Consider the following 23,883-nt stretch of genomic DNA (forward strand, 5'->3'; position numbering starts at 1 on the left):
TCAGGCGAGGCGTTCGTCGGGCTCGCCGAATTCCTGGTGGTAGCGCTGGGCTCGGGCGAGCATGCGGCGGATGCCGGCGATCATCCGGTCGGTGGGCAGCGGTTCGGCGATGATCGGGTCGCCGGTCTTGACGTAGTAGCGGCCGTCGTCGTAGTCCATCCACCAGAAGGTGCGGCCGGGACCGGGCCGGGCGTCCACGGCGGGTCCGGAGAAGGCGGAGATCTCGCCGAAGGCGTGGCGTTTGCGGCGGAAGACGCGATTGAGCTGGTCGGCGGAGCTGAGCTGGCCCGCCCGGTATTCGAAGTGTTCCTCTTCGGCGGCGAGCTGTTCGCGCCGAACCTCCACCGGCGGCTTGGTCCCCGCCTTCGCGCGGGGCAGGGCCGCGACCGCGAGGGCGGCGACCTGATCGGCGGTGCAGTACGTCATCACGACGTCGCCGCCGATGTCCTCGGCCGGACCGCGGGCCTGCGTCAGGGTCGCACCCGCACGGCCGCGGATCGCGCCGTGGAAGCGCACGACATTCGAGTCGTCCTGCCCGACATAGCCTTTGGATTCGACCCTGGCCTCGGGTTCGAGCAGCACGGCCAGGGCGTATTCGACGGCGGGGTCGTACTTGCCGAGCAGCTTCTCGACCGCCGCCTCCCGGTGCCGCTTCAGCTCGTCGAAGTCGGTGATGTCGGTGCGGTACTGCAACGGGTAGGGCAGCCGGTCACGACCGTAACCCGACCACAGGATCTCGAACTCGATGCCGGTGAATTCAGCCCGCTGCACTGTCGCTGTCTCCGCCGATCACCGGGGGCACGGTCCGGAGCCCGTCCGTGCCGATCAGTAGTTCGCCGTTCTCCTGGGTGATCAGGTAGTCGGGGACGCCCTTCGTCCGTTCGTCGTCGGATCCGCCGCGACCCGCGCCCGGCGCACCCATCCCGCCCATGCCCGCAGCGCCGCGCGCCCCGGTCGCCGCACCCGCGCGCCCCGCGGCGGCGGCCGCGGCGGCGGGGGACTGGCTGCCGGGAGTGCTGCGACCCGTTCCGGGCGTCGAAGGCGACCCGCCGCCGGGTGCACCGCCCGAGCCGCGCCCGGTGCCGGTGGGGCGACCTGTTCCCGGCGTGGTCGTGCCCGGGGTCGTCGTCCCGGGGGCGGTCGTCGTTCCCGGGGTGGTCGACCCCGGGGTGGTCGTGCTCGGCGAGGTGGACTGCGGCGTGGTGCTCTGCGCCGTGGTCGACCCGGCGTCGGTGGACGACGGCGTGGTCGACGACGAGGTGTCGGTGTCTTCGGGGGAGGTGCCCTCGCCCGGCGTCTCCGGCACCGCGCCGTCGGTGGTCGCACCGTCGGTCGTGGTCCCACCCTGTGTCCCACCGGTATTCGTTTCGCCGTTGCCGCCCGTCACGCCGGTGTCACCGGTCCCGCTGGTGATCGTCGGCGCGGAGGGCAGAAAGGGGACACCGTTGTCGGTCTGGACGGCCACCTGACCGTAGACGGTGCGCAGGATCCGGCGCCCCTCGTCCTCGGCTTCCTTCTGGTTGTGCTCGTCGACCTTCATCACCCCGTCGCCGGGCAGGGTCTTGCCGGTGACCGACTCCCGCGCGGTCAGACCCGGCATGAGCGCCTGGGTCTCCTCGATCCCGGTCCGCATCTCGGACAGTTTCAGGCTGATCGCCGTCGCCGCCTGGGACAGCGGAATCGACTGCTCCGCATAGTTGTTCACCGCGGTCACCGCTGCCGACGCGGCGGCGCCCGTCCACCCGCTGTGCCCGTTCGCGCCGGTGACGGTGCGGGCGAACTCCTGATTGAACTTGTAGAACGTCCCCATCAGGTTCATCCCGATATTGGCCCACGCCGTCACCGCGTCGTCGACTAGCTTCGGCTTCATCGCCGCCACCGCGGCCTGCATCTGCGCGAGCGACATGCTGTCGTAGCTGTCGGGCGTGGTGATGTGCGGGGGCTGGGTGTCGCCGCCGAAGATCGTGGAGTAGTTGCCCTGCTGCTGCCGGTCGTAGATGCGGGTGCGCTCGTCGTTCCACTGCTGCTGCGCGGCGATGACCCTGCTCTTGTACTCGTCGTAGGTCACTGCGGTTCTCCTGTCGCGGAGATCTCGGTGGCGAGGGCGCCGTCCTGGGCGACGAAGTTGGCAATCGCCTTGGCGACAACCTCTTTCGCGGTCTGGACAGCTTCGATGTGCTGCTGGATCACCGTATCCAACGCTCGGTCGCTCCCCGAGGCGGTGAGGGAGAACTTTCGTTCCAACGTTTGGCCGGAGCCGAGCGAGCCGAAGCCCGAGATGTTGCGGACCTGGTCGACCTGGGCGTAGATCTCTTCGAGCCGGTCCAGGTGGTCGTCGCAGGTGCGGTCCAGATCTCTGCCGATCTCGGGATCGAGCGAGAGCTCGCCGGCATTCGCCTTGTCCAGCAGCTGATTCCACTGGGTTGGATCAATTCCGAGGATCATTCGCCACCACTCAACTCGAGGGAAGAGACTGTGCCAGATTGTCGGTGAGACGCCGGACCTCCGCGCACGGCGCCGGCGGGGACGAGGCGCTGACGCGATTCAGCAGCCGGAAAAGGACCGACCCGTTCGGGACCTCGACCGCGATCGTGCAGCCGAGGTCGTGTGTCGATCCGGTTGTACGCAGTTGCAGCGCGTTGCGCGAGCCGACGGTCGTCTCGGTGAAATCGGTGAAATCGGTTCGCGCACGCGATTCGGCCAGTGTGTGCTCGGACGACAGGATCGAGAAGGTGTACTGCTTGGCTGAGTCTTGCCAGCTGCACGTCTTCCACCCGGTGAAGTCGACACCCGCGACATCCGATTTCTTGCTCCCGGCATTCAGCCCCACCCCACTGATCGCCGAATCCGGCAGCGAACACGGATCCCACACCTTCGCCTCGGCATCCACCGAGGTCGGGCTCGCCGCCACGCTCACCGCGGTCGTCGTCGGGGCGGCCGTCCCCCCTTCGCTGTCTCCGCAACCGGCGACCACCAGCCCGATGGCGGCGATGCCGACGGCCTTCCCCACATGGCCTCCCACTGTCATGTCGACCATCCCCTCCTGGTGTAGACAGCTGTGCGCTCGTGCCCGAGCGATGACGGCTGTGCAGAGTCTAGTCCGAACCCCGATCGCACTGCCGGGTCGTCCGATGGCGCGCGGTGCGGTGCCCGGCCGGTCGGCCGTCACTCCGCCGCGCACGGGGAGGTGGAGGCCATGATGAACCGCACCTCCTCGTTGTTCTTGCCGACCCGCATCCGCGACGACGCCACCGAGAACCCGCGAGAGTCCCGGTAGTACCTGCTCACCGGGTCTTCGGAGGGGTTCTGGCTGGGCACGAGGGTGAAGCCGCGGGCGGTCATCGCCTCGAGATTCGCCATGGCGAGGTCGAGGAATTCCTGCGAGGGATTGACCTCCTGCCTTTCGTACCTGGGGTGCCAGGGTGGGCCTTCCGAACGCAGCGAGTTCGGGTCGGTCCGGCAACCTGCCCCCAGATCGACCTTGTCCGGCTCGACGGTGATCGGCCTGGGCCAGATGAGCTCGAAATTGTCCGCGACGATGGGGCGTGCGGCGGCCACGGTCAAACCGGTGGTGTCCTTGACCTGTTGATTGGTCGGACCTTCGTGAATCCAGCCGGAACATCCGGCGAGGGTGACCGTCACGATCGCGAGAGCGGCAAGCGTTATCGACTTCATCCGATATCGATCTTCGGGCCGAGTTCGGGGTTGTCCGTGATGCGTGGGTTCGCGTAGGGGTCGATCTCGAGGCCGAGCGCCCCGGCAGCACGGCCGGCTGCTGCTGCTTTCGCGGCATCGAAGCCTTCCTTGCTGCCGTTGCCGTTGTCGCCCAATCCGATATCGACGTAATCCGTTTCGATCCCACGCTCGACATATCCGGTGGCCTCGGTGCCCTTGATGACGCCGACGATGTTCTCGAACGCGGTGGACCCCGGATCGTCCCAGTAGTCGCCGTGGCCCTCAGCTCCGAACACCACCTCGTCCGCGTGCTCCCGGGAAGTATCGCTGTAGAAGCCGGTGTCCAGGCGAATGACGCCAGGCACCTCGTCCGGATCCCCACCGAGCGCCTCGGACGCGTGCGGATTGCCAGGGAGGTGGATTCCGCCCGGAATGCTCAGTCCCCCTTCGGGATACGACTGCACCACTCCGATCAGATCGCCCGGCGCCGTCATCGAGTACCGCTGCACGTTCGGGTTCGGGTTGTTCCAACCGGTATCGAACACGCCGGTCCCCGCGGAGGAGGCGTGCAGGATGCGATCCGCGCGCAGACCGAGCTGCTCGGCGGAGCCGACGATCGAACCGCCGTAGGAGTGGCCGACGTAGGTCACCGGGGTGCCGGGGGTGTTCGCGGCCACCTCCCGGTCGATCTCCTGACCGAACTCCACCAGCTTCGGTGCCATGTCGGCGGCGAACCGGGGGCTCGGCGCCCCGTCGGAGAGGCTGGTCAGACTCTGCGGGAAATCGCCTTCCATATAGAGGAAGACGGGGCTGTCGGTCTGGTCGGCGAGATTCCACGCGGCGACGTGATTGGAACCGGAACCGTTCAGGTTGGTGGAAGTGCCGGGGACGTACACGCCGACGCCGGGTGAGCCCGCCTTCATCGAGCCGAGCATCTCGATCATCCGGCCGTTGCCCTCGGTGCTGAACATGACGAACTTGCGGTCGACCATGTCGAGCCGGGGCGTCGCGTTGTCGCCGGTCGCGGCGGCGGCCGCGGTGAGCGTGCCGGTGCCTTCGGGATTCGGGATCGGCGCGAGCATCGCCTCCAACTGCTTGACCCGTGATTCGTCGGGATCCGGTTTCGCCTTCTCCGTCGTCAGTGCGTTGCGGATGTTGATCTCGTTGGCCTCGATCCGCAGGGCGAACGGCACGCCGTTGAGATTGCCGAGCTTCTCGGGCGCGGCGATCACCAGCTGACGTTGCGCCTCCGGGCTCAGCCCGGCCAGGAAGGTCGCGCGCTCGTCGTCCGACATCGCGGCCAGCTGGATCGCCACGGCATCGGGGTCGCGGACGGTGCCGTCGGCGAGGGTGATGTCGGGCTGGCCGTCGCGGATCGCGGTCAGGTCGGCCAGCGATTCCTTCAGGCGGGTGCCGAACTGGCTGTCCAGGCGCTCGATTTCGTCCAGGCCGCCGAACAGGTTCAGCTGGAAGACGCCCGCCGCGCCCTCCTTCGCGGGATCGGAGTGCGAGACCCGGCCGTCGGGTTCGACCTGGAAACCCTGGCCAACGGCCGAGGTTCGCTGGTCGAGGACGTAGGTGCGGGCGTGCTTCAGGCCCTGGTACGCGTCTTCGGCGTCGTCGGCGATCCGCAGCAGCACGGTGCGGACTTCGTAGCCGTGGTCGACTTCCTCGTCGATCCGGCTGCCCGCCGCGTCCCTGGTCCGGCCGTGCCAGCCGCCCGCCGTGGCGATGGCGCGCGAGCAGTCGTCGACCGAGGTGGACACGACATCGGCATTGGCGCGCGCGGCGTCGGCGGCGCGGTGCAGGCCGTCGAGGTTCCAGCCGTCGAGCTGGGGGAGGGTCGGGCGCATCAGCGGGGACCCAGCTTCCCGATCTCGCCCGCGATCTCGGCGTCCTTCGCCTGGATGTCGGCGGAGAACTTGTCGATCAGGTCGGCCAGGGTGGTGTACCTGGTCGAGATCGAGGACATCGCCTGCTGCGCGGGGTCGGTCATGGCGCGGACGGTGGCGAGGACATCGCTGCCGTCGCCGGTGGCCTCGCCCATGGCCGACCAGGCGAGCGTGCCGACCGCGTCGGCCTCCTGCCGCCACGTCGTAGCCAGCGATGTCAGTTGATCGGGTTCGACACCGAGTGTGCTCACGATTGCCCCCTCCTTCGGCGCCGAGGCGGCCACGGGCCGTCGGTACCACCGCGCGGATCGGTCTCTTCGTGAAGGTTGGACGGGGCAGTCGAACCGGGGGTTCCATCATGTGATGTGAGTCACATGGCTAGACCGTCGCGGTCTCGTCCTTCTCGGCGCGGGCGCGGGCGTCGACGCACTCGCGGCAGGTGCCGAAGATCTCCAGGGTGTGGCTGACCTCGGTGAAGCCGTGCTCGCCCGCGATGGTCGCGGCCCACGCCTCGACCGTCGGGCCCTCGACCTCGACGGTGCGGCCGCAGTGCCGGCAGACCAGGTGGTGGTGGTGCCCGCTCGAGCACTGGCGGTAGACGGACTCGCCGGAGTCGGTGCGCAGCACGTCGACCATGCCCGCGTCGGCCAGCGACTGCAAGGTTCGGTAGACGGTCGTCAGGCCGATGCCCTCGCCGCGTTTGCGGAGCTCGTCGTGCAGTTCCTGGGCGGAACGGAATTCATCGATATCGCTGAGCAGCGCCGAGATCGCGCTGCGCTGGCGGGTGCTGCGGATCCCGACCTGCTTGCCGGAGGGATTGTCTGCCACCGGATTACCCTTCCTCGGCGTGGGCGACGGCGTCGACGACGATGTGTGCCAGGTGGTCGTCGACGAGTTCGTAGAGCACCTCGCGGCCCGAGCGCTCGCCGTGCACGACGCCGGCCGACTTGAGGATGCGCAGGTGCTGGCTGACCAGCGGCTGGGTGACCCCGAGGGCGTCGACCAGTTCGTGCACACAGCGCGGCGACTCGCGCAGCTGCAGCACGATCGCGATCCGCACCGGGGCGGCCAGCGCGCGCAGTAGCTCGCCCGCGTCCTCGAGCACCTGGCGCGCGGGCACCGTGGCGGGGGCGGGAGAGTGATACGGGCTGTGCGCGTGTGCGGCCGTGGCATCGGTGGTCATCAACCAACTCCTTAATGGAAACCGATGCCATTTTGACATGCAGACGTGCGCATGTCGAACGTGGCGCGCTGAGCTGGGACGATCAGCAGTTGCTGTGCTCGTCCAGCGGCGCGTTCGGATCGAAGTACTCGTAGTCGACCTCCCAGCGGTCGACGGCCACGATATCGAGTGGGTCGTCGAGCTGGGTCACGTTCGAGGCCTCGAAGGCGTAGGCCACCAGGTAGTTGGTGCTGATCACCAGTTCGCCGTCGGCGCCGACGCGCGGCGTCATCGTGCCGGTCACCCGGGGCGTCGCGGGCAGCAGCGAGTAGCCCTCGGCGATCTTGGCCGACACCCACCAGGTCTCGGCCTCGTTGCCCGGCCGGATCAGCTCGCGTGCGCCGGTGGCCGCCTGGGCCGACAGCAGCGCGAGCACCGGCTCGGCGTCATGGGATTCGAGCACATGGCGATTCAGCCGGGCGGCGACGATCACCTGCCGTGCCTCCATTGAAGAACATCGGCGGACACCAGGCGCGCCGGTTGTCCGAGAAAGTGCCGAACCTGTCGCCGAGCGGCCGTCGCGGCGCTACTTCGCCCGTGCGGTGCAAAACCGGTTGGCCGGTGCCGATACCCTTGTCGACATACTTGTCCGACTCCCAAGGGATGGAGAAATCTCGCGTGGCACCCAAGTCGAAGGTGGACACCGTTGCCAACCTCGCCAAGCGCCGGGGTCTGGTTTACCCGTGCGGTGAGATCTACGGAGGCACCAAGTCGGCGTGGGACTACGGTCCGCTGGGCGTCGAACTGAAGGAGAACATCAAGCGGCAGTGGTGGCGGACCATGGTCACCAGCCGCGACGATGTCGTCGGCCTCGACTCCTCGGTGATCCTGCCGCGCCAGGTCTGGGAGGCCTCCGGCCACGTCGAGACCTTCTCCGATCCGCTGGTCGAGTCGCTGCACACGCACAAGCGCTACCGCGCCGACCACCTGCTCGAGGCGTACGAGGAGAAGCACGGCCACCCGCCGGCCAACGGTCTGGCCGACATCAACGATCCCGAGACCGGCCAGCCGGGCAAGTGGACCGAGCCGAAGAACTTCTCCGGCCTGCTCAAGACCTTCCTCGGCCCGGTCGACGACGAAGAGGGCCTGCACTACCTGCGCCCCGAGACCGCGCAGGGCATCTTCGTCAATTACAAGAACGTCGAGACCACCGCGCGCAAGAAGCCGCCGTTCGGCATCGCCCAGATCGGCAAGAGCTTCCGCAACGAGATCACCCCCGGCAACTTCATCTTCCGGACCCGCGAGTTCGAGCAGATGGAGATGGAGTTCTTCGTCAAGCCCGGCGAGGACGCCGAGTGGCACAAGTACTGGATCGAGACCCGCCTGGCCTGGTACACCGACCTCGGCATCGATCCCGACAACCTGCGCCTCTACGACCACCCCAAGGAAAAGCTGTCGCACTACTCGGCGGGCACCACCGACATCGAGTACCGCTTCCGCTTCCAGGGCAGCGAGTGGGGCGAGCTCGAGGGCATCGCCAACCGCACCGACTACGACCTGCGCACGCATTCGGAGCACTCGGGCACCGACCTGAGCTACTTCGATCAGGCCTCCGGTGAGCGCTACATCCCGTACGTCATCGAGCCCGCGGCCGGTCTGACCCGCTCGCTGATGGCGTTCCTGGTCGACGCCTACACCGTCGACCAGGTGCCCACCGCCAAGGGCACCACCGAGGAGCGGATCAGCCTGCGGCTGGACCCGCGGCTGTCGCCGGTCAAGGCCGCGGTGCTGCCGCTGTCGCGCAACGCCGACCTGACGCCCAAGGCCAAGGACCTCGCCGCGCAGCTGCGCAAGCACTGGAACGTCGACTTCGACGACGCCGGTGCCATCGGCCGCCGCTACCGTCGCCAGGACGAGATCGGCACCCCGTTCTGCATCACCGTCGACTTCGACACCCTCGACGATCAGGCCGTCACGATCCGCGAGCGCGACTCGATGGCGCAGGAGCGCATCGCCCTGGACAAGGTGGAGTCCTACCTCGCCACCCGCCTGCTCGGCGCCTGATACCGACCGTCCGGAGCCCGCGTCGCCACGTGCGACGCGGGCTCCGCGCGTTCCCGCGCGACGATCGCGCACGCGCGGCGGCGTGCAGGTGATCACAGTGCGTACCCGGCGGTTTGCGTCGGTGGGCCGCGTGCCTCACTCTTTCCGTTGTGCTGTGGGAACCGGAAGACGTGCTGCGGGAGCTCGACCCGTCGGAACAACGATTCGTTCGGCACGCCACCTTCACCGGACGCTCGGTGACCCTGCGCGGTGAACTCGACGCGGCCGCCCTCGGCGCGGCCTTCGCCGCCCTGCAACACGCCTTCCCGATCCTGGTCTGCCGGATCGTCGAGGACGACACCGAGACCGGAATCCTGGTGCGCCCCGGGCACATCGAGCCGGTCGGCGCCTGGGTGAGCTTCGGCGATCCCGACGAGGTACGCATCCCGACCGAGTCGATGGATCCCGGCGCCCAGCTGGGCTATCTGGATGTGGTTCTCGCCGAAGAGGATCGGGCCAGGGTCACGCTGTTCGTGCACCACAGTGTCGCCGATGCCGGGCACTGTGTGGAGCTGTTCGAGCGGCTGTGGGGGTACTACACCGACCACGTGGAAACGGGCACCATCGCGGCCGCCGCCCGGGAATACCCGGTATCGCTGGAATCGCTGCTGGCACGGCGGGGGACCACGCGCGGACCGAAGTCGGGGCTCGAAGCCGTGATCCGGCCGCTGGTCGTCGCCGACGCGGTCGGGGTCGTCGAACCCTCACCACCCGCGACGCCCGCGCTGGCGCGGCCGGACCGCATCCACCTGGACCCCATCGCGACCGCGCGGGTCCTGGAACTGGCGCGCACCCACGCGGTGAGTGTGAACGGGCTGGTCACCGCGGCGGCGTTGCGCGCCTTCGCCGCGCTCTACGATGTCGCGCAGGTCGGCTGTCTCTATCCGGTCGATATGCGCAGGCGCCTCGACCCGCCGCTCGCCGCCGCGGCGGGCACCAATATCTCCGGCCTGGCCGCGTTCACCACCGACGTCACCGAGACCGACGACATCGTCGCGCTGGCCCGCCGGATCGGCACCGCGCTGCACGACGACCTGGCCGGTGGCGTGATCGAACAGTCGGTACTGCACTTCCCCGACTTCTTCGGTCCCACCCGCGTGCACTCCACCGCCGGGCACATCGCCCTGACCAATACCGGCACCGTGCCCACCTTCCGCGCGCCGGCCGGGCTGATCCTCGACGACTACGAGATCGTCTACCTCTCGGCCCACCCCCGCCCGTCCACCGGTGCCTCGGCGGCCGTGACCTTCCTCGTCTACACCTACCTCGGCCGGCTCACCCTGGCCAGGCTCGGCGGCGGACCGCGGGCGAGCGAACTGCTGCCGGCGCTCGCCGCCGAGCTGACCGGCCGCCCCGCGGCGGCGGAGGCGGCCAGCGCCTGACCGGACCTTCCGCGGCAATCAGCGCGGCGCGATCGGTTCCTGAAGCTCGGTGACCCATCCGGCGGGGTCGGGCGTCCACTCCAGCGTGACCTCGCGGACCGGAGCCGCGGTACGGTACCCGTTGTCCTCCACCCAGCGGCCCAGCGCCTGCCAGGCCGCGCCGATCCCGTCGACACTGCCGCGGTGGATGGTGGTCGCCACCCGGCCCTGGGCGGGCAGGTCGACGATCGAGAATCCCGGCGCGGCGTCGGGTTCCACGTCGACCGGCACGCACGCGTGGATACCGACGGTGCCGTCGGGCAGCTCGCGGTAGTACGCGATGGCGGGCCCGACCACGGGGATTCCGGCCGCGGTGATCTTCTCCCAGAGCCCGCCGAACAGCGGCTGGATCACGGGGCTGATCGCGGCGGGCTCGAATCCCGCGGCGACCCCGGTCGATTCGGCCACCCGGACCGCGGGCAGCGATTTGACGACGACATCCTGATCGGGCATGACGCCCTCCTTCTCGATGATGCGGAGTCGCACCTCGACCTCGGTCAGCCGGGCGCCGTCGGCCGCGATCCGCTGCTCCAGCTCCGCCCGGCGCATCGCGAGCATGCCGCGCAGCTCGCCGGGCCCGGGGCCGGGGTCGAGCATCCGGCCCACCTGTTCCAGGGTGAACCCGAGCTCCTTGAGCGCGACGAGCCGGTTGAGCCGGGCCAGCTGGGCGGCCGCGTAGAACCGGTAGCCGGTGGCCGGGTCGACCCGGGCCGGCCGCAGCAATCCGACGGCGTCGTAGTGGCGCAGCATGCGCACCGACACCTGACCGTGTCTGGCGAAATCTCCGATACTGAACATGACGCCTTCCGGTGTACGGCCTCACACGGTGTGAGGGTCAAGCGCTCAGAATCGGCCGCCCCGGCTGACCCGGCGCGACCCCGACGAGCCGCCGTAGGAACCCGGCCGGTACCCGCCGCCACCGAAACCGCCGCCACCGCGCCGGGTCGCGCCGCCGATCGAGCCGCGCAGGAACCCGTCGAGCAGGATGCCGCCGAGCACCGCACCGGCCTGCGAACTGCCCGCCACCGGCTGCCGCGACTCCCACGCGCGCACGCTGGCCTGCGCCTGCTGCAAGGCCTGTCCGCCCAGATCGGCGGCGGTCTGCGCGCTGACGAGCGCGCGCTCGGGCGCGGTGGCCGCGAGCCCGCGGGCCTCGGCGAGATGACGCTGGGCCTCCGAGAGCCGGGTCCGCGCCTCGGCGTCGACGCCACCGCGCCGCGTGGTGATGAACGAGGACGCGGCGTCGATGCGGGCGGCCGCGTCGGTGAGCGTCCGATCGAGCCTGCGCCGCAGATCCTCCACGGCGAGTTTGCGATCCGAGGCGGCCGCGATGGCCCGGTCCAGTTCGGCGTCGGCGGTGACGGCGTCGTGGAAGGCGTCGAGCGGATCGGATTCGGCGCCGGTGGCGGCGGTGTTCAGCGTCGTGGTGGCCGCGCCGACGGCGGCGGCCAGTTCGGGCCCGCCGTACTCGGTCAGGGCCGCCGCGGCCGCGAGGTCGGCGCGGAGTTCGTCGAGGGCGGCGGGCAGGCCGTCGCGGGCCTGCTGGATGTTGGTCGCGGCTTGGTCCACCGCGTCGAGCAGCGTGCGGGCCTGGCCGATCGCGCCCTCGGCCGCGCGGATCGCCGCGACCGCGCCGCCCTGCTGCCCGACCGGCTGGGTCAGCGCGGTGCGGGCGGTGTCGATGTTCTGCTCGGCGAAGGTGATCCGTTCCGTCGCCATCCGCACGTTGTCGCGGATCGGCGCCAGCACCGAGGCGGGGTAGGCCGAATCCAGCCGGGCCAGTTCGGTGTCGGACGCGGGTGTGCGCGCGGTCAGGTCGACGATGTCGCGGGTCAGCCCGTCCAGCCGGGCGGGCGCGTCGATGAGCAGATCGCGCATGGCGTCGAAATCGGCCACCTGGGCGTCGAGTTCGCGGTCGGCCTTGCCCGCGGTGGAGATCAGGTCGATCAGCATGCTGCGCTGCTGGTCCGGGGTTTCCGGGACCGCGTCGTCGAGCTGCTGGCGGATCGTGAACGCCTTGGCGGTCGCGGCGCGGGCGGCGTCGAGCGCGGTGCGGAACGGCGTCACCGCGGTCTCGCCGAATTCGCTGGTGGCCAAGGCCAGTTCCTCGGTGCTGGTGCGCACGGCGTCGTCGATCTCGACGAGCCGTTCGCGCGAGAGCGCGTGCAGCGTCGGCAACGACAGTTTCGCCAGCGCACCCGAATCCGCCGGGTCGACCGCGCGGGCATTGCTCAGCTCGGCCCGGTCCCGATCGCGACGACGCTTGCGGGAGAACAGGATCAGCCCGCCCGCCCCGACGACGACCACCAGCCCGATGCCGACCAGCCAAACCCACGGCACGCCGGCGCCGCGCATCGCCGAGCCGATGCCGTCGGCGGTGTCGACCCCGGCCTGCGCCCATTTGCGGTCGCGCAGATCGGGTTCCACCGTGCTCGCGAGCAGCGTGTCCAGCTCGTCGTCGGTGACGCCGTCGGGCAGGGTGCCGTGCAGCCAGTAGCCGCGATCGTCGACGGCGACCGCGAGCAGCAGATCGCGGTCGGCGAAGCCGGAGAGCTCGGCGGTCCTGGCGGCCCAGTCCCGCGGCGCCTGCGCGGCGAAGTTCCGCACGTAGATCACCCAGAGCTTGACCTGGTGATCGCGGTAGAGCTGATCGACGGCCGCGAGCACCCTGGCCTCGTCGGCGCCGCTGAGCACCTCGGCGGTGTCGACCACCTGCGGTCCCATCCGCGCGGGCGGCTCCGCCGCCGCGCCCGGCGCGCACAGCAGGCTCACCGCGGCCAGCACCGCGCAGAGCAGACCGGCCGTGGCGCGCACCGGAACCGATCGTGGGGCCGAACTCTTCCTCGACTGCCGCATGTGTCGAATCTAACGGGCGCACGGCGACCACGCGGGTACGACAGCGCGCAGCGTGGCTTCTACGATCGGCGGATGGCCACAGTCGATCGTCTCTACACCGGACATGTCACCGCGACCGGAGCCGCCCAGCAGCGGGATGTCCCCGGCGCCCGCATCGTGAAGATGTCGGTCGGTCCGATGGACAACAACACCTACCTCGTGCAGAGCACGGCCACCGGCGCCGCGATCCTGATCGACGCGGCCAACGACGCCGCCCGCATCCTCGAGCTCACCGGTCAGGAGACCCCCGGCCAGATCGACCTGATCGTCACCACCCATCAGCACCCCGACCACTGGCAGGCACTGTCCGAGGTCACCGACGCGCTCGGTGTCGAGACCGCTGCCCACCCCCTCGACGCCGACCCCCTGCCGGTGCGGCCCGACCGGCTGCTCGCCGACGGTGACACGGTCCAGGTCGGCGATATCGTCCTCGAAGCGATCCACCTGCGCGGCCACACGCCCGGTTCCATCGCCCTGGCGCTCGTCGACGGCGCGGGCCGCGCCCACCTGTTCACCGGCGACTCGCTGTTCCCCGGTGGCGTCGGCAAGACCCACAACCCGGCCGACTTCGACACCCTGCTCACCGACGTCACCACCAAGCTGTTCGACCGCTTCGCCGACGACACCGTCGTCTATCCGGGCCACGGTGACGACACCACGCTCGGCGACGAACGTCCGCACCTCGCCGAATGGCGGGAACGAGGCTGGTGAACCGGCCCGAGACGGAAGAACGGCACCAGGCCCGGGCCCTGATGCCGTTGCTCCGACGGTTCTGACGCCGCCTACTCCAAAACGGTGATCTCACCGCCGACCCGATGGACCTTCTTGATGGTCCGGGGACGGAATGTCCAGTGGAAGATGACTGAATCTCCGCGGGACACCGTCACCGCGAAGGTCTCGTTGTCTAGCTGGGTCACGTGGCCGCTCCGGAATCGAGATTCGGGGAGGTCGCGCGGAGATTTACCTGTTAGGGCGGGCACCCCCTTCGAGGAGCCGTGAAAAACACAACAAATCAGGTTCGCGCATCCTGGTTGTGGGAAACCCTTATGTGGAACCTTCTGCGGCCGGTCCACGGGGATCGACCGATGCCGCCCGGTGCGCGGGCGACCGTGGGAGGGACACCCGGTTGCCCGGACCACCCAGCAGAGGTGTCCTGGTGTCGTAGCAGGCCACCGTTTTCAGTACACGCCCCTGACCAGGCAATTGTCGAGTAGTTGGACTACTCGAATCGATGCGGCGCGCTCGTTCCCGCCACAGCCGTGACCACACCGGCGCCGGACACCGCGGCATTCGGCGCGAAACTCACCCCCGCCGGGCTGGTCGACAGCCCGCTGGTCCGTTCGATGGTCGAGATCGCCGCGCGGATCGCCTGGGCGGACGGTCCCGCTGTCGGTAGTTCACCGGACCGGAATCCGGTGGTGACCGCTGGCATGATCGGTCGTCGTACCGACCTGGCACACTGATCAGGATGAAATCGGGTTTCCCGCGCACGGCCGCACCTGCCCCGGATGCTCGTCGCCCGCACGGGCTCGCGTCGTCGGTCTCGCGATGGATCGGCCGGTTGATCGCCGGTGCGGTGCTGATGGGCGTGGTCCTCGTGGCCGGGACCGCCTTCCGGGTGTGGCAGGTCGCCCGCATCGACGACTACACCAAGGCCGACGCGATCGTGGTGCTCGGCGCCGCGCAGTACTCGGGCACCCCCTCGTCGGTCTTCGAGGCGCGGCTGTACCAGGCGTGGCGACTCTACGAGGTCGGCGTCGCGCCCCGGGTGATCACCGTCGGTGGCAAACAGGAGGGCGACCTCTACACCGAGGCCGCCTCGGGCAAGCGCTACCTCGAGGACAAGGGCGTCCCCAGCGAGGACATCCTCGCGGTGGAGACCGGATCCGACACGCTGCGCAGCGTCGAAGCGGTGTCGACCGCGATGACGGCGCGCGGGATGTCATCGGCCGTACTCGTCAGCGATCCGTGGCATTCACTGCGGACCAGGACGATGGCTCGCGACGCCGGACTGGACGCGTGGACCGCGCCGACCCGCACCGGACCGGCGGTCTACACCAGGGAATCGCAGTTCCACGGCATCGCCCGCGAGACCGGCGCGCTGCTCTGGTACCAGCTCACCCATTTCTCGGCAGACTTCTCTTACACGGCGGGACAGTGAGATTCGATGAGCGACAGCTACACCCCGCACGACCGGGAACGGATGGTCCACGAGCCGGGCAAGACCGCCTGGCCGGGCGCCGCGGACAAGGGCCACCGCAGTGAGTTCTCCCGCGACCGGGCCCGCGTGCTGCACTCGGCGGCGCTGCGCCGCCTCGCCGACAAGACCCAGGTCATGGGCCCGCGCGAGGGCGACACCCCGCGCACCCGGCTCACCCATTCGCTCGAAGTCGCCCAGATCGGCCGCAGCATCGCCGACGGCGTGGGCGCCGACCCCGATCTCGTCGACCTGGCCGGCCTCGCCCACGACATCGGCCATCCGCCCTACGGCCACAACGGCGAACGCGCCCTCGACGAATTCGCCGACGAATACGGCGGTTTCGAGGGCAACGCGCAGAACCTGCGCATCCTGACCCGCCTCGAACCGAAGGTGCTCGACCCGGCGGGGGAGAGCGCCGGTCTCAACCTGACCCGCGCCGCCCTGGACGCGACCCTCAAATACCCGTGGGGCAGAAGCGGTTCCGGCACCAAGTTCGGCGCCTACGAGGACGACCTCGAGCGCCTGGCCTGGGTGCGCAAGGACGCGCCGGACCGCAAGCAGAGCCTGGAATGCCAGATCATGGACTGGTCCGACGACGTCGCCTACTCGGTGCACGACGTGGAGGACGGCGTGATCGTCGGCCGGATCGACCTGCGCGCCCTGGCCGACCCCAGCGAACAGGCCGCCCTCGCCGAGCAGGGCCACGGCCAGCACCCGGACCAGTCGATCGACGCGCTGGCCGCCGCCGCGCAGCGCCTGTCCGAACTCGACGTCGTCGCCGACGCGGTGGACTACGACGGCACCTTCGCCGCCTCGGTGGCGCTCAAGCGGCTCACCAGCGAGCTGGTGGGCCGGTTCGCGACGGCCGCGATCGCCGCCACCCACGAGCGGTACGGGCCGGGCCCGCTCCTCCGCTACGAGGCCGACCTGATCGTGCCGCCGATCGTGGCCGCCGAGGTTGCGGTCCTCAAGACGGTCGCCCTGCGCTACGTGCGGTCCGACCGCGGCCACCTGGCCCGCCAGCAGACCCAGCGCGAACGGGTGCAGGCTGTCGCCGACCGCCTGCTCACCACCGCGCCCGCCCACCTGGACGACCAGATGCTGCCCTGGTGGAACGCCGCCACCGACGACACCGCCAGGGTGCGCGTGGTGATCGACCAGATCGCCTCCTACACCGAGAGCCGCTTCGAGCGCGTCGCCGCCTCGCTGGACTGCCGCTGAGCCGACCCGACTAGACTCACTGATCGTGGCCGGACGAATCCCAGATCGCGATATCGCGGCGATCCGTGACCGGGTCCGGATCGAAGACGTCGTCGGTGAGTACGTCGCGCTCAAGCGCGCGGGCGCCGACTCGATCAAGGGCCTGTGCCCCTTCCACGACGAGAAGTCGCCGTCGTTCCACGTGCGGCCCAACCACGGCCTGTTCCACTGCTTCGGCTGTGGTGAGGGCGGTGACGTCTACAAGTTCCTGCAGCAGATCGAGCACATCGGCTTCGTCGAGGCCGTCGAGCAGATGGCCGACCGCATCGGCTACCAGATCAACTACGAGGGCGGCGGCACCTCGGTCCAGCGCGACCGCGGTACCCGCTCCCGGCTGGTCGCCGCCAACGCGGCCGCGCACGAGTACTACATGGCGCAGCTGCGCGAGCCCGAGGCCGAGACCGCGCGCAAGTACCTGACCGACCGCAACTTCGACGGCGCGGCCGCCCAGCAGTTCGGCTGCGGCTACGCGCCCGGCGGCTGGGACGCGCTCACCAAGCACCTGCTGCGCAAGGGTTTCGAGTTCAAGGAGCTGGAAGCGGCCGGGCTGTCCAAGCAGGGCAAGCGGGGGCCGATCGACCGGTTCCACCGCAGGCTGCTGTGGCCGATCCGCAACCTCGGTGGCGAGGTGATCGGGTTCGGCGCGCGCAAGCTCTTCGACGACGACACCATGCCCGGCAAGTACGTGAACACGCCGGAGACGTTGCTGTACAAGAAGTCCCAGGTGCTCTTCGGGCTCGACCACGCCAAGCGCGAGATCTCCAAGGGGCATCAGGCCGTCGTCGTCGAGGGCTACACCGACGTGATGGCCATGCACCTGGCCGGGGTGAAGACCGCCGTCGCCTCCTGTGGCACCGCCTTCGGCGAGGAGCATCTCCAGGTGCTGCGCAGGCTCCTGATGGACGACAACTTCTGGCGCGGCGAGATCATCTACACCTTCGACGGTGACGCGGCGGGCCAAGCCGCCGCCCTGAAGGCGTTCAGCGGCGATCAGCGCCTGGCCGGCCAGACCTATATCGCCGTCGCCCCCGACGGTCAGGACCCGTGCGAACTGCGCCAGCACTCCGGCGACGCCGCGGTCCGCGATCTGGTCGCGCGTCGGACCCCGCTCTACGAGTTCGTGATTCGCGGTCTGCTCGCCGAACACAACCTCGACGACGTCGAGGGCAGGGTCGAGGCGCTGCGCCGCACCGTGCCCGTGGTGGCCCAGATCAAGGACAACGCGACCCGCAAGGGCTACGCGACCAAACTGGCTGGCTGGGTCGGCTGGGACGACATCCAGCTCGTCGTCCGCCGCGTCGGCGAGGAAGCCAAGAAGAACCGGATGGGCGGTGCCGCCGGTCCGGGCAAGCAGGCCGGAAAGGCGAGCGCCGAACCGATTGCCGCGCCGCGGGTCGAGGAGAGCTCCTCGGTGCGCCCGGCGCCCAACGACCCTGTGCTGCTCGCGCAGCGCCAAACTCTCAGCGCCGCACTGCAATACCCCGGCATCGCGGGTGTGGTGTTCGACTCCATCGACACCGCCGCGTTCACCCATCCGGCCTACGTGGCCGTGCGCATCATGATCGCGCAAGCCGGTGGCACGGCGGCCGGGCTCGGCGGCGCGGAGTGGGTCGCGGCCGTGGCCGACCACACCGACGATCTGATGACGCGCGCGCTGGTCTCCGAGCTCGCCAACGAGCAGCTGCCGGTGCGCTCCCAGAACGACATCCCGCGCTTCATCACCGGCGTGCTGGCGCGCACCCAGGAAGCCTGGGTCGGCCGTCAGATCGCCGAACTGAAGTCGAAGCTGCAGCGACTGTCGGCCAGCGAAGAGCCCGACACCTACATGACCCTGTTCGGCGACCTGGTCGCGCTCGAGCAGTACCGCAAGAGCCTCGCCGCCCAGGCGATGGGCAGCGAAGGCTTCGCGGCGGGCGCCTGAGTCAGCGGCGCAGCTGGTTGTGCGGCACCAGCACCGTGGTGCGCTCGTCGATCGGCGTCATCGGCTCCAGCTTCGGCTGCGTGCTCAACTTGTCCGACAGCTTCTGCCGGCTCACCGACACCAGCTTCTTCGTCACCGGGCTCCCCGCGACGGCGCGCGTCGCCGCACTGATCTGCTCGTAGCGCGCGCGCCCGGCCTTGGTGCCCAGCACATAACCGGCCGCTACGCCGATGATCAACCGCAGCATCTCCTGGAGCTCCTCCCACGTCTGTGTGCGGGCTCCATCCTGCCCCAGTGGCCCCACCCCTGTCGATCCGGCCACCGTTCGTCAGCACATCGTTATACGCCGCATGTCCGCAGGTAGCGGCCCGATTTGGGAACCTGCGATGCCATGCGCTAAAGTTTCATCTCGGTCAGCCCGCCAAGGCAGACCGCCTGAGTCTAACGGTTCAGGAGAGTATTCCCCTATAGCTCAATTGGCAGAGCAGCCGACTGTTAATCGGCAGGTTTCTGGTTCGAGTCCAGATGGGGGAGCATAACTACCAGGTCAGGCACGATCACCGTGCTTGACCTGGTTTTGTCTGCGGGCCGCGACCAAAAATATGCCAAGAAATCCGGTTCGTACTGCCCGTATGCAGCACCGTGACGACCGAATGCCCGGCCCCACGACTGGGTGCCCAGATCGAGGCGAAGGAAGCCGACTGGTCATCGGGTGCGGATGCGTGTGGTGCCTGTCGAACACATCTGAACGCCGAGCGCCCGAGTTGTTCTGGTGGGCAGGTTTGTTCAGGAGCCGGCTTGCTTGCGGCGCTGCCGAAGAGCGCGCATCGACACCTGCGATCCGCATCCAGGGCTGCAGTAGCGCGCCGCCCGGTTGCGGGTGCGATCGATGAAGCCGAAGTGGCACGGCGGATTGCAGCATGCTTTGATCCGCATCCAGTCGCCGCGCTGCGCCGTCTCGGTCACCGCGGCGAGAACGGCACCCAAAGCGCCGGGGACACCGGTCGATCCGGCGCGGAGCTGCGCCGTTTCCGCGGTGACGACCGTTGCGAGCGGATAGCGAACGCCGGCCTGCAGCAGATACCGTTCCGCCTCGGCGACCAGGGCGTCACCGATTTCTGGATCACCCGCGTGCGTCAGCAGCACCGTGACCAGTGCGTCGCGCAGCTCACGCGCGGCCGCCGCGTCGGAGTCGGTCACCACGACGGCGGCGGCGAGCAGGCCCTGCTCGATCGCCCAGTCCGCGAATCCCGAAGCTGTGTCGAAGACCTCGACGCGCCCCGCGCCGTCGGCTCTGGTGTTGACGAACTGCAGCACCAGAACTGCGGCATCGTCGCTCCACTTCGGTGCCTCATATGTCGCCTCCACCGTTCCAGGATAGCAACGCCACAAGCGGCTAGCTCGTTTGATCACAACTTTTAGGCGGAAATCACTTGATATGTTGTGGGCTACATGGTTACGCTCGCAACATGACACATGCAGGAAACACCCCACCGATCTGGTTCATCACCGGCGCTTCCTCGGGCATCGGACGCGAGCTCGCAGTTCAGGCGCTGGCGGCCGGAGAAGCTGTGGTTGCTGTGGCTCGACGCACCGAAACCCTCGCTGAACTGGGAGAACACGACCAACTGCTCGCAGTCGAGGCAGACGTGCGCAACGAGGCAGCCGTCGCGAAGGCGGTCGAGCAGAGCGTGGCTCGCTTCGGCCGCATCGACATCGTCGCCAACCTCGCCGGCTATGGACTCTTCGGGGCGGTCGAGGAAGCGGCCGACGGGCAGGCGCGGGCAATCTTCGATACCAACGTCTTCGGCGTACTCAACGTGCTGCGCGCGACACTGCCGGTGCTGCGGGGCCAGCGGTCCGGGCACATCCTGCAGGGCTCGTCCTACTACGGCCAGACCGCAGATCCCGGCGTCGGGCTACTCGCGGCCACGAAGTACGCCGTCGAAGGGCTCTCCGACGCGCTCGCACTCGAAGTGGCGCCACTCGGGCTCCACGTGACTCTCGTCGAGCCCGGCCTCACCGCAACGCCTTTCCTGTCCAACCTCGACACGGCTACAGCAACCCACGCCGACTACGACCAGACGGTGCGGGCCCTACAGCAGGCGATCCAAGCGCTGCCGGCATCGGCGTTCTCCGGCGTCGATCGCGTGGCCGCCGGGATCCGTACGGCCGTGGCCGACGACAACCCACCCCGCCGCCTCGCCCTGGGCATCGCCGGCGCCGACAGTATGCGCACCGCGCTCACCGCACGCCTCGCCGAACTCGACAAGTGGGCCACCGTCACCAACCTGGTCGACGCCGAGCCCAGCGCTCACGTCCACAGCCGATAGGCACTTCCGCAGTGGCTCGGGCCGCTGCTTGCAGGATGCCGAGGCGGCCGCGTCATAGTTCCGACCATGCCACGGCCGACCACCCGGGGTGGTTCGGGCGGAAAGTTGGGATCGGTAGGTGGCGAGTGTGGCATCTACTCGTCTCATGACATCTTCTTCCTCGAACCACACACAGCCCACCGGCCTGGACAAGAAGACCAGCGCGATCCTGTCCTACGCGCTGGGCTGGCTCACCGGAATCATCTTCCTCTTCGTGGGAAGGAGCGATGCCGATGTGAAATTCCATGCCGCGCAATCGATCATCTTCTTCGGCACGGTTTCGGTGCTCAATATCGTGCTGAGCGTCGTCGGCTCGCTGCTCGGAGCTCTCGGAATCATCGTCAGCCTCGCCGGCTTCGCACTCGCGATCTTCGCGCTCGTGGTCTGGATCATGGCGATGGTCCGGGCGAACAACAGCGGCGGTGCGCGGGTGGAACTCCCCTTCGTCGGAAAGTTCCTCGCTCCGTACGCCGATCGACTGGCCGGTGCGGTCGACTAGCGGCGGCTCGCATCTCCCTACAGCGGCACGTTCGACACTCCTGACGCCGACGGCCCCGAGTCACTCTCGGGCCGTCGGCGCCCGCGTGCGACGTGTCGGCGAGTGGTGCGTCACCGGGTAGGACGTAAGTAGTACGACCGGAGAATTGGGGTAGCCGGGTACTCGCGTTGGGCGGGTCACATCTTCGTACGTTGGGAGCGGCCAAACAATCCGCGGCTGACGTGGCGATGGGCATCGGAAGCCGCTCGGAACCGAGGAGTCCGCATGTCTACCGCCATGACCACCCTGACCTCGCCCAAAGGCAAACCGCTGACGCTGGTCGGCGACGCGAAGGTGTCACCGAACTCGGTGTACCCCCGCGTCGAGCCGCCCTACGGCGACGAACTCGGCTCCGTACTCGAACTGTCGGACTACGAGCTCGCCGAAGCGCTGCGGCCGGTGATCTACAACGAGGGCAAGGAGTACACGACCGACGCGCCGAACACCTCGCTCGTCGAGTTGCTGCGGGCCGACCGCGCCCGGCAGACGTCGTCCTACACCGCGCTGCCGCGCTCGGAGTCCGAACACATCGATTCCAAGTCGCTGCACGCGCTTTCGGGCATCATCGGCCCCGACAACCGGGTCGTGCGACGCGACAACACCGCGTATCCGATGAGCACGGTCACCTATCTCGCGCTGCCGGGTGGGAGCTACTCCGGGTCCGGGACGATGATCGGGCCGTCGACCGCACTGACCGCGGCACACGTCGTGCACAACGGGACGAATTGGCTGCCGTTCGCCTCCTTCGCGCCCGGTACCGACCGCCAGGACGCGACCCCGATGCCGTTCGGCAGCCACGGTGGCTACAACGTGACGGTGCCCGGCGGCTGGGTCAACAACGCCGGCGGTGACGCGCGCTTCGACTACGCCGTCATCGAGTTCTCCGGCTACGGGGACTTCCCCGGCCGGGCGTCTGGATGGAAGGGCCTGTGGGTCGCGCCCGACAATGTGGTGACCGGCAATCGGATGTACCTGTACGGGCACCCGAGTGACAAGGCGCAGCCGCAGATCTGGGGCAACGAGGGCAACGGCCTGCTCAACGGCCAGTACATCAACTTCTTCATGGACGCGTGGTACGGCGACAGCGGTTCCGGCCTCTACGTCTACGACACCGACGGCTGGCCCTATGTCGTCGGCGTGCTGCGCGGTGCCACCGGCGCGATCGGCGACAACTCGAAGCCCAATTTCGGCAGGCGGATGACCCGCGACGTCTTCGATTTCATCGTCGAGTACTCGGCGCTGTAGGAGGAATCATCATGTCCGACATCATCTCCGCCGAGCCGGAAGCCGGCGTCGCGTTCGATACGGTCGTGCCCGTCGAGAAGCCGTTGCAGTCCGACCTGTCGGTGCTGCCCGAACTGCTCGAGGTCGACCTGCTGGTGCGCGCGGCCGAGGCGCGCGCCAAGTTCAATGTCGACGGAACCGGTATGACCGTCGCCGTCCTCGACACCGGTCTGCGCACCACCCACGTCGATTTCGCCGGGCGAGTCAAGGCGAGCCGGAATTTCACCACCGACAACAACGGTTCACCCACCGACGCGAAAGACGGGCAGGGCCACGGCACCAATGTCGCGGGCATCATCTGCGCGGGCGGTGTGCACACCGGAATGGCGCCGCGCGCGAACGTCGTGCCGGTCAAGGTGCTCGACAACTCCGGCGGCGGTAGCTTTCTCGCGATCCGCGACGCCCTGCGCTGGGTGCTGGCCAATCGGGCGGCGCTCGGGATCTCCGTCGTCTGTATGTCGCTGGGCGCCTCGGACAACAACACCACGGACGCCGGTTTCGCGGGAGACGGCGTCGGCGTGGAGTTGCGCAAACTCACCGACGCCGGGGTCGCCTGCTGTGTCGCGGCGGGTAACGACTACTTCGGGCACAGCAGTGCCCAGGGGATGAGTTACCCGGCGATCTTCCGGCAGACGATCAGCGTCGGCGCCGTCTACGACGCCGACGAGGGCTCGTTCAGCTACGGATCGGGGGCGACCGCCCTGTCCACGGCACCGGACCGGATCACGCCGTTCTCGCAGCGCCTGCACGCGACCGCGGGCGGCGACTGCGCGACCGACATCTTCGCGCCCGGTGCCCCGACGACCTCGTCGGGAATCCGCAACGACACCGGTGAGTCCATCCAGCACGGCACCAGCCAGGCCACGCCCGTGGTCGCCGGAGTCATCCTGCTGGTGCAGCAACTGCATCTGCGGGCGACCGGGACGATGCCGTCGGTCGCCGACGTCCGCAAGTGGCTGCTGGCCGGTGCCGTGCCGATCGTGGACGGCGACGACGAGCACGACAATGTCGTCCACACCGGGCAGACGTTCAGCCGGATCAGCGCGTTCGGCGCGCTCACCGCGTGCGCGAAGGACGTCGCGCGGACGGCACTGATCGAAGCGGGCATCGACCGTTCCCGGGCCTGACCACCATGAACGCCGATCGCTGCGCCGGGCGCG

25 protein-coding genes and 1 tRNA gene are annotated in these 23,883 nt (G+C 69.0%); 12 read left to right on the forward strand and 14 right to left on the reverse strand.

The genetic code is table 11. The features are described 5' to 3' along the window. The 10 genes from ACFVW6_RS15235 to ACFVW6_RS15280 form a co-directional block, all read right to left on the reverse strand. Entirely contained in the window at positions 1-771 is a 771-nt protein-coding gene (locus ACFVW6_RS15235; protein ID WP_355278765.1) for an ESX secretion-associated protein EspG, read from the reverse strand. Then, the gene (locus ACFVW6_RS15240) at positions 758-2,068 is read right to left on the reverse strand and encodes a hypothetical protein (RefSeq protein WP_378827446.1); all 1,311 of its coding nucleotides are present in this window, start codon (positions 2,066-2,068) and stop codon (positions 758-760) included. The genes ACFVW6_RS15235 and ACFVW6_RS15240 overlap by 14 nt, the downstream gene beginning before the upstream one ends. Continuing rightward, the gene (locus tag ACFVW6_RS15245; protein WP_378827444.1) at positions 2,065-2,445 is read right to left on the reverse strand and encodes a hypothetical protein; all 381 of its coding nucleotides are present in this window, start codon (positions 2,443-2,445) and stop codon (positions 2,065-2,067) included. Before ACFVW6_RS15245 ends, ACFVW6_RS15240 begins: the two co-directional genes overlap by 4 nt. 10 nt (positions 2,446-2,455) lie before the next feature. Beyond that, positions 2,456-3,037: a DUF3558 domain-containing protein gene (locus ACFVW6_RS15250; protein ID WP_378827442.1), complete on the reverse strand. Its 582-nt coding sequence runs from the start codon at positions 3,035-3,037 to the stop codon at positions 2,456-2,458. A 128-nt stretch (positions 3,038-3,165) separates the two neighbouring features. Then, positions 3,166-3,675, reverse strand: a complete 510-nt coding sequence (locus ACFVW6_RS15255; protein WP_378827439.1) for a hypothetical protein — start codon at positions 3,673-3,675, stop codon at positions 3,166-3,168. After that, positions 3,672-5,528, reverse strand: coding sequence for an alpha/beta hydrolase (locus ACFVW6_RS15260; protein ID WP_378827437.1), 1,857 nt, complete (start codon positions 5,526-5,528; stop codon positions 3,672-3,674). Before ACFVW6_RS15260 ends, ACFVW6_RS15255 begins: the two co-directional genes overlap by 4 nt. After that, entirely contained in the window at positions 5,528-5,818 is a 291-nt protein-coding gene (locus tag ACFVW6_RS15265) for a hypothetical protein (RefSeq protein WP_378827435.1), read from the reverse strand. Before ACFVW6_RS15265 ends, ACFVW6_RS15260 begins: the two co-directional genes overlap by 1 nt. A 127-nt stretch (positions 5,819-5,945) precedes the next feature. Then, complete coding sequence (locus tag ACFVW6_RS15270; protein WP_355278784.1) at positions 5,946-6,395, reverse strand: Fur family transcriptional regulator; 450 nt, start codon at positions 6,393-6,395, stop codon at positions 5,946-5,948. 4 nt (positions 6,396-6,399) lie between these two features. Beyond that, the gene (locus ACFVW6_RS15275; protein WP_355278787.1) at positions 6,400-6,750 is read right to left on the reverse strand and encodes a metalloregulator ArsR/SmtB family transcription factor; all 351 of its coding nucleotides are present in this window, start codon (positions 6,748-6,750) and stop codon (positions 6,400-6,402) included. 82 nt (positions 6,751-6,832) lie between these two features. Continuing rightward, positions 6,833-7,237, reverse strand: coding sequence for a hypothetical protein (locus tag ACFVW6_RS15280; protein WP_378827432.1), 405 nt, complete (start codon positions 7,235-7,237; stop codon positions 6,833-6,835). A 155-nt stretch (positions 7,238-7,392) separates the two neighbouring features. Between ACFVW6_RS15280 and ACFVW6_RS15285 the strand changes: the two genes are divergently transcribed. Then, positions 7,393-8,793 (forward strand): glycine--tRNA ligase, encoded by a 1,401-nt coding sequence (locus ACFVW6_RS15285; RefSeq protein WP_378827429.1) that lies wholly within the window; start codon positions 7,393-7,395, stop codon positions 8,791-8,793. Positions 8,794-8,942: 149 nt separating this feature from the next. Then, positions 8,943-10,214 carry an acyltransferase gene (locus ACFVW6_RS15290; protein WP_378827427.1) on the forward strand — a complete coding sequence of 424 codons (1,272 nt, stop codon included), beginning with the start codon at positions 8,943-8,945 and terminating at the stop codon, positions 10,212-10,214. Between the two features lie 18 nt (positions 10,215-10,232). Here the strand turns inward: ACFVW6_RS15290 and ACFVW6_RS15295 are convergent, their stop codons facing one another. Both ACFVW6_RS15295 and ACFVW6_RS15300 read right to left on the reverse strand, forming a co-directional pair. After that, on the reverse strand, positions 10,233-11,051 hold the full coding sequence (locus ACFVW6_RS15295; protein ID WP_378827425.1) for a MerR family transcriptional regulator: 819 nt from the start codon (positions 11,049-11,051) through the stop codon (positions 10,233-10,235). Positions 11,052-11,096: 45 nt separating this feature from the next. Continuing rightward, positions 11,097-13,109 carry a TPM domain-containing protein gene (locus ACFVW6_RS15300; protein WP_378827423.1) on the reverse strand — a complete coding sequence of 671 codons (2,013 nt, stop codon included), beginning with the start codon at positions 13,107-13,109 and terminating at the stop codon, positions 11,097-11,099. A gap of 72 nt (positions 13,110-13,181) precedes the next feature. Between ACFVW6_RS15300 and ACFVW6_RS15305 the strand changes: the two genes are divergently transcribed. The 5 genes from ACFVW6_RS15305 to dnaG all read left to right on the forward strand — a co-directional run bounded on the left by ACFVW6_RS15305 (position 13,182) and on the right by dnaG (position 18,529). After that, entirely contained in the window at positions 13,182-13,859 is a 678-nt protein-coding gene (locus ACFVW6_RS15305) for an MBL fold metallo-hydrolase (protein ID WP_378827421.1), read from the forward strand. Positions 13,860-14,407: 548 nt separating this feature from the next. Continuing rightward, entirely contained in the window at positions 14,408-14,611 is a 204-nt protein-coding gene (locus ACFVW6_RS15310) for a hypothetical protein (protein ID WP_378827418.1), read from the forward strand. 5 nt (positions 14,612-14,616) lie between these two features. Continuing rightward, complete coding sequence (locus ACFVW6_RS15315) at positions 14,617-15,309, forward strand: YdcF family protein (protein ID WP_378827416.1); 693 nt, start codon at positions 14,617-14,619, stop codon at positions 15,307-15,309. Between the two features lie 6 nt (positions 15,310-15,315). Continuing rightward, complete coding sequence (locus ACFVW6_RS15320; RefSeq protein ID WP_378827414.1) at positions 15,316-16,569, forward strand: deoxyguanosinetriphosphate triphosphohydrolase; 1,254 nt, start codon at positions 15,316-15,318, stop codon at positions 16,567-16,569. Positions 16,570-16,594: 25 nt separating this feature from the next. After that, positions 16,595-18,529, forward strand: a complete 1,935-nt coding sequence (dnaG, locus tag ACFVW6_RS15325; protein ID WP_378827412.1) for a DNA primase — start codon at positions 16,595-16,597, stop codon at positions 18,527-18,529. Between the two features lies 1 nt (position 18,530). Here the strand turns inward: dnaG and ACFVW6_RS15330 are convergent, their stop codons facing one another. Further along, a complete protein-coding gene (locus ACFVW6_RS15330; RefSeq protein ID WP_355278813.1) occupies positions 18,531-18,776 on the reverse strand; it encodes a hypothetical protein in 246 nt (81 codons plus the stop codon). Between the two features lie 214 nt (positions 18,777-18,990). Between ACFVW6_RS15330 and ACFVW6_RS15335 the strand changes: the two genes are divergently transcribed. Then, positions 18,991-19,063: transfer RNA gene (locus tag ACFVW6_RS15335), tRNA-Asn, on the forward strand. A 252-nt stretch (positions 19,064-19,315) separates the two neighbouring features. Here ACFVW6_RS15335 and ACFVW6_RS15340 read toward each other — a convergent pair. After that, positions 19,316-19,897 carry a CGNR zinc finger domain-containing protein gene (locus tag ACFVW6_RS15340; protein ID WP_378827410.1) on the reverse strand — a complete coding sequence of 194 codons (582 nt, stop codon included), beginning with the start codon at positions 19,895-19,897 and terminating at the stop codon, positions 19,316-19,318. 101 nt (positions 19,898-19,998) lie between these two features. Here ACFVW6_RS15340 and ACFVW6_RS15345 point away from each other — a divergent pair, with 101 nt between their 5' ends. From ACFVW6_RS15345 to ACFVW6_RS15360, 4 genes are all read left to right on the forward strand, one after another. Continuing rightward, positions 19,999-20,862 carry an SDR family NAD(P)-dependent oxidoreductase gene (locus ACFVW6_RS15345; RefSeq protein ID WP_378827408.1) on the forward strand — a complete coding sequence of 288 codons (864 nt, stop codon included), beginning with the start codon at positions 19,999-20,001 and terminating at the stop codon, positions 20,860-20,862. A 145-nt stretch (positions 20,863-21,007) separates the two neighbouring features. Beyond that, on the forward strand, positions 21,008-21,400 hold the full coding sequence (locus ACFVW6_RS15350) for a DUF4870 domain-containing protein (RefSeq protein ID WP_387791861.1): 393 nt from the start codon (positions 21,008-21,010) through the stop codon (positions 21,398-21,400). Between the two features lie 264 nt (positions 21,401-21,664). After that, positions 21,665-22,684, forward strand: a complete 1,020-nt coding sequence (locus tag ACFVW6_RS15355; protein ID WP_355278821.1) for a trypsin-like peptidase domain-containing protein — start codon at positions 21,665-21,667, stop codon at positions 22,682-22,684. An 11-nt stretch (positions 22,685-22,695) separates the two neighbouring features. Beyond that, a complete protein-coding gene (locus ACFVW6_RS15360; RefSeq protein WP_378827403.1) occupies positions 22,696-23,850 on the forward strand; it encodes a S8 family serine peptidase in 1,155 nt (384 codons plus the stop codon). Positions 23,851-23,883: the final 33 nt, after the last annotated feature.

Origin of the sequence: Nocardia sp. NPDC058244, assembly GCF_042882065.1 — a bacterium.
GTDB lineage: Bacteria > Actinomycetota > Actinomycetes > Mycobacteriales > Mycobacteriaceae > Nocardia.

Coding starts and splice junctions, on each gene's coding strand:
- ACFVW6_RS15255 (WP_378827439.1), bottom strand. CDS start 3,675: ATGAAGTCGATAACGCTTGCCGCTCTCGCGATCGTGACGGTCACCCTC.
- ACFVW6_RS15295 (WP_378827425.1), bottom strand. CDS start 11,051: ATGTTCAGTATCGGAGATTTCGCCAGACACGGTCAGGTGTCGGTGCGC.
- ACFVW6_RS15260 (WP_378827437.1), bottom strand. CDS start 5,528: ATGCGCCCGACCCTCCCCCAGCTCGACGGCTGGAACCTCGACGGCCTG.
- ACFVW6_RS15360 (WP_378827403.1), top strand. CDS start 22,696: ATGTCCGACATCATCTCCGCCGAGCCGGAAGCCGGCGTCGCGTTCGAT.
- ACFVW6_RS15315 (WP_378827416.1), top strand. CDS start 14,617: ATGAAATCGGGTTTCCCGCGCACGGCCGCACCTGCCCCGGATGCTCGT.
- ACFVW6_RS15330 (WP_355278813.1), bottom strand. CDS start 18,776: ATGCTGCGGTTGATCATCGGCGTAGCGGCCGGTTATGTGCTGGGCACC.
- ACFVW6_RS15355 (WP_355278821.1), top strand. CDS start 21,665: ATGTCTACCGCCATGACCACCCTGACCTCGCCCAAAGGCAAACCGCTG.
- ACFVW6_RS15305 (WP_378827421.1), top strand. CDS start 13,182: ATGGCCACAGTCGATCGTCTCTACACCGGACATGTCACCGCGACCGGA.
- ACFVW6_RS15320 (WP_378827414.1), top strand. CDS start 15,316: ATGAGCGACAGCTACACCCCGCACGACCGGGAACGGATGGTCCACGAG.
- ACFVW6_RS15250 (WP_378827442.1), bottom strand. CDS start 3,037: ATGGTCGACATGACAGTGGGAGGCCATGTGGGGAAGGCCGTCGGCATC.
- ACFVW6_RS15245 (WP_378827444.1), bottom strand. CDS start 2,445: ATGATCCTCGGAATTGATCCAACCCAGTGGAATCAGCTGCTGGACAAG.
- ACFVW6_RS15300 (WP_378827423.1), bottom strand. CDS start 13,109: ATGCGGCAGTCGAGGAAGAGTTCGGCCCCACGATCGGTTCCGGTGCGC.
- ACFVW6_RS15285 (WP_378827429.1), top strand. CDS start 7,393: ATGGAGAAATCTCGCGTGGCACCCAAGTCGAAGGTGGACACCGTTGCC.
- ACFVW6_RS15350 (WP_387791861.1), top strand. CDS start 21,008: ATGACATCTTCTTCCTCGAACCACACACAGCCCACCGGCCTGGACAAG.
- ACFVW6_RS15275 (WP_355278787.1), bottom strand. CDS start 6,750: ATGACCACCGATGCCACGGCCGCACACGCGCACAGCCCGTATCACTCT.
- ACFVW6_RS15345 (WP_378827408.1), top strand. CDS start 19,999: ATGACACATGCAGGAAACACCCCACCGATCTGGTTCATCACCGGCGCT.
- ACFVW6_RS15280 (WP_378827432.1), bottom strand. CDS start 7,237: ATGGAGGCACGGCAGGTGATCGTCGCCGCCCGGCTGAATCGCCATGTG.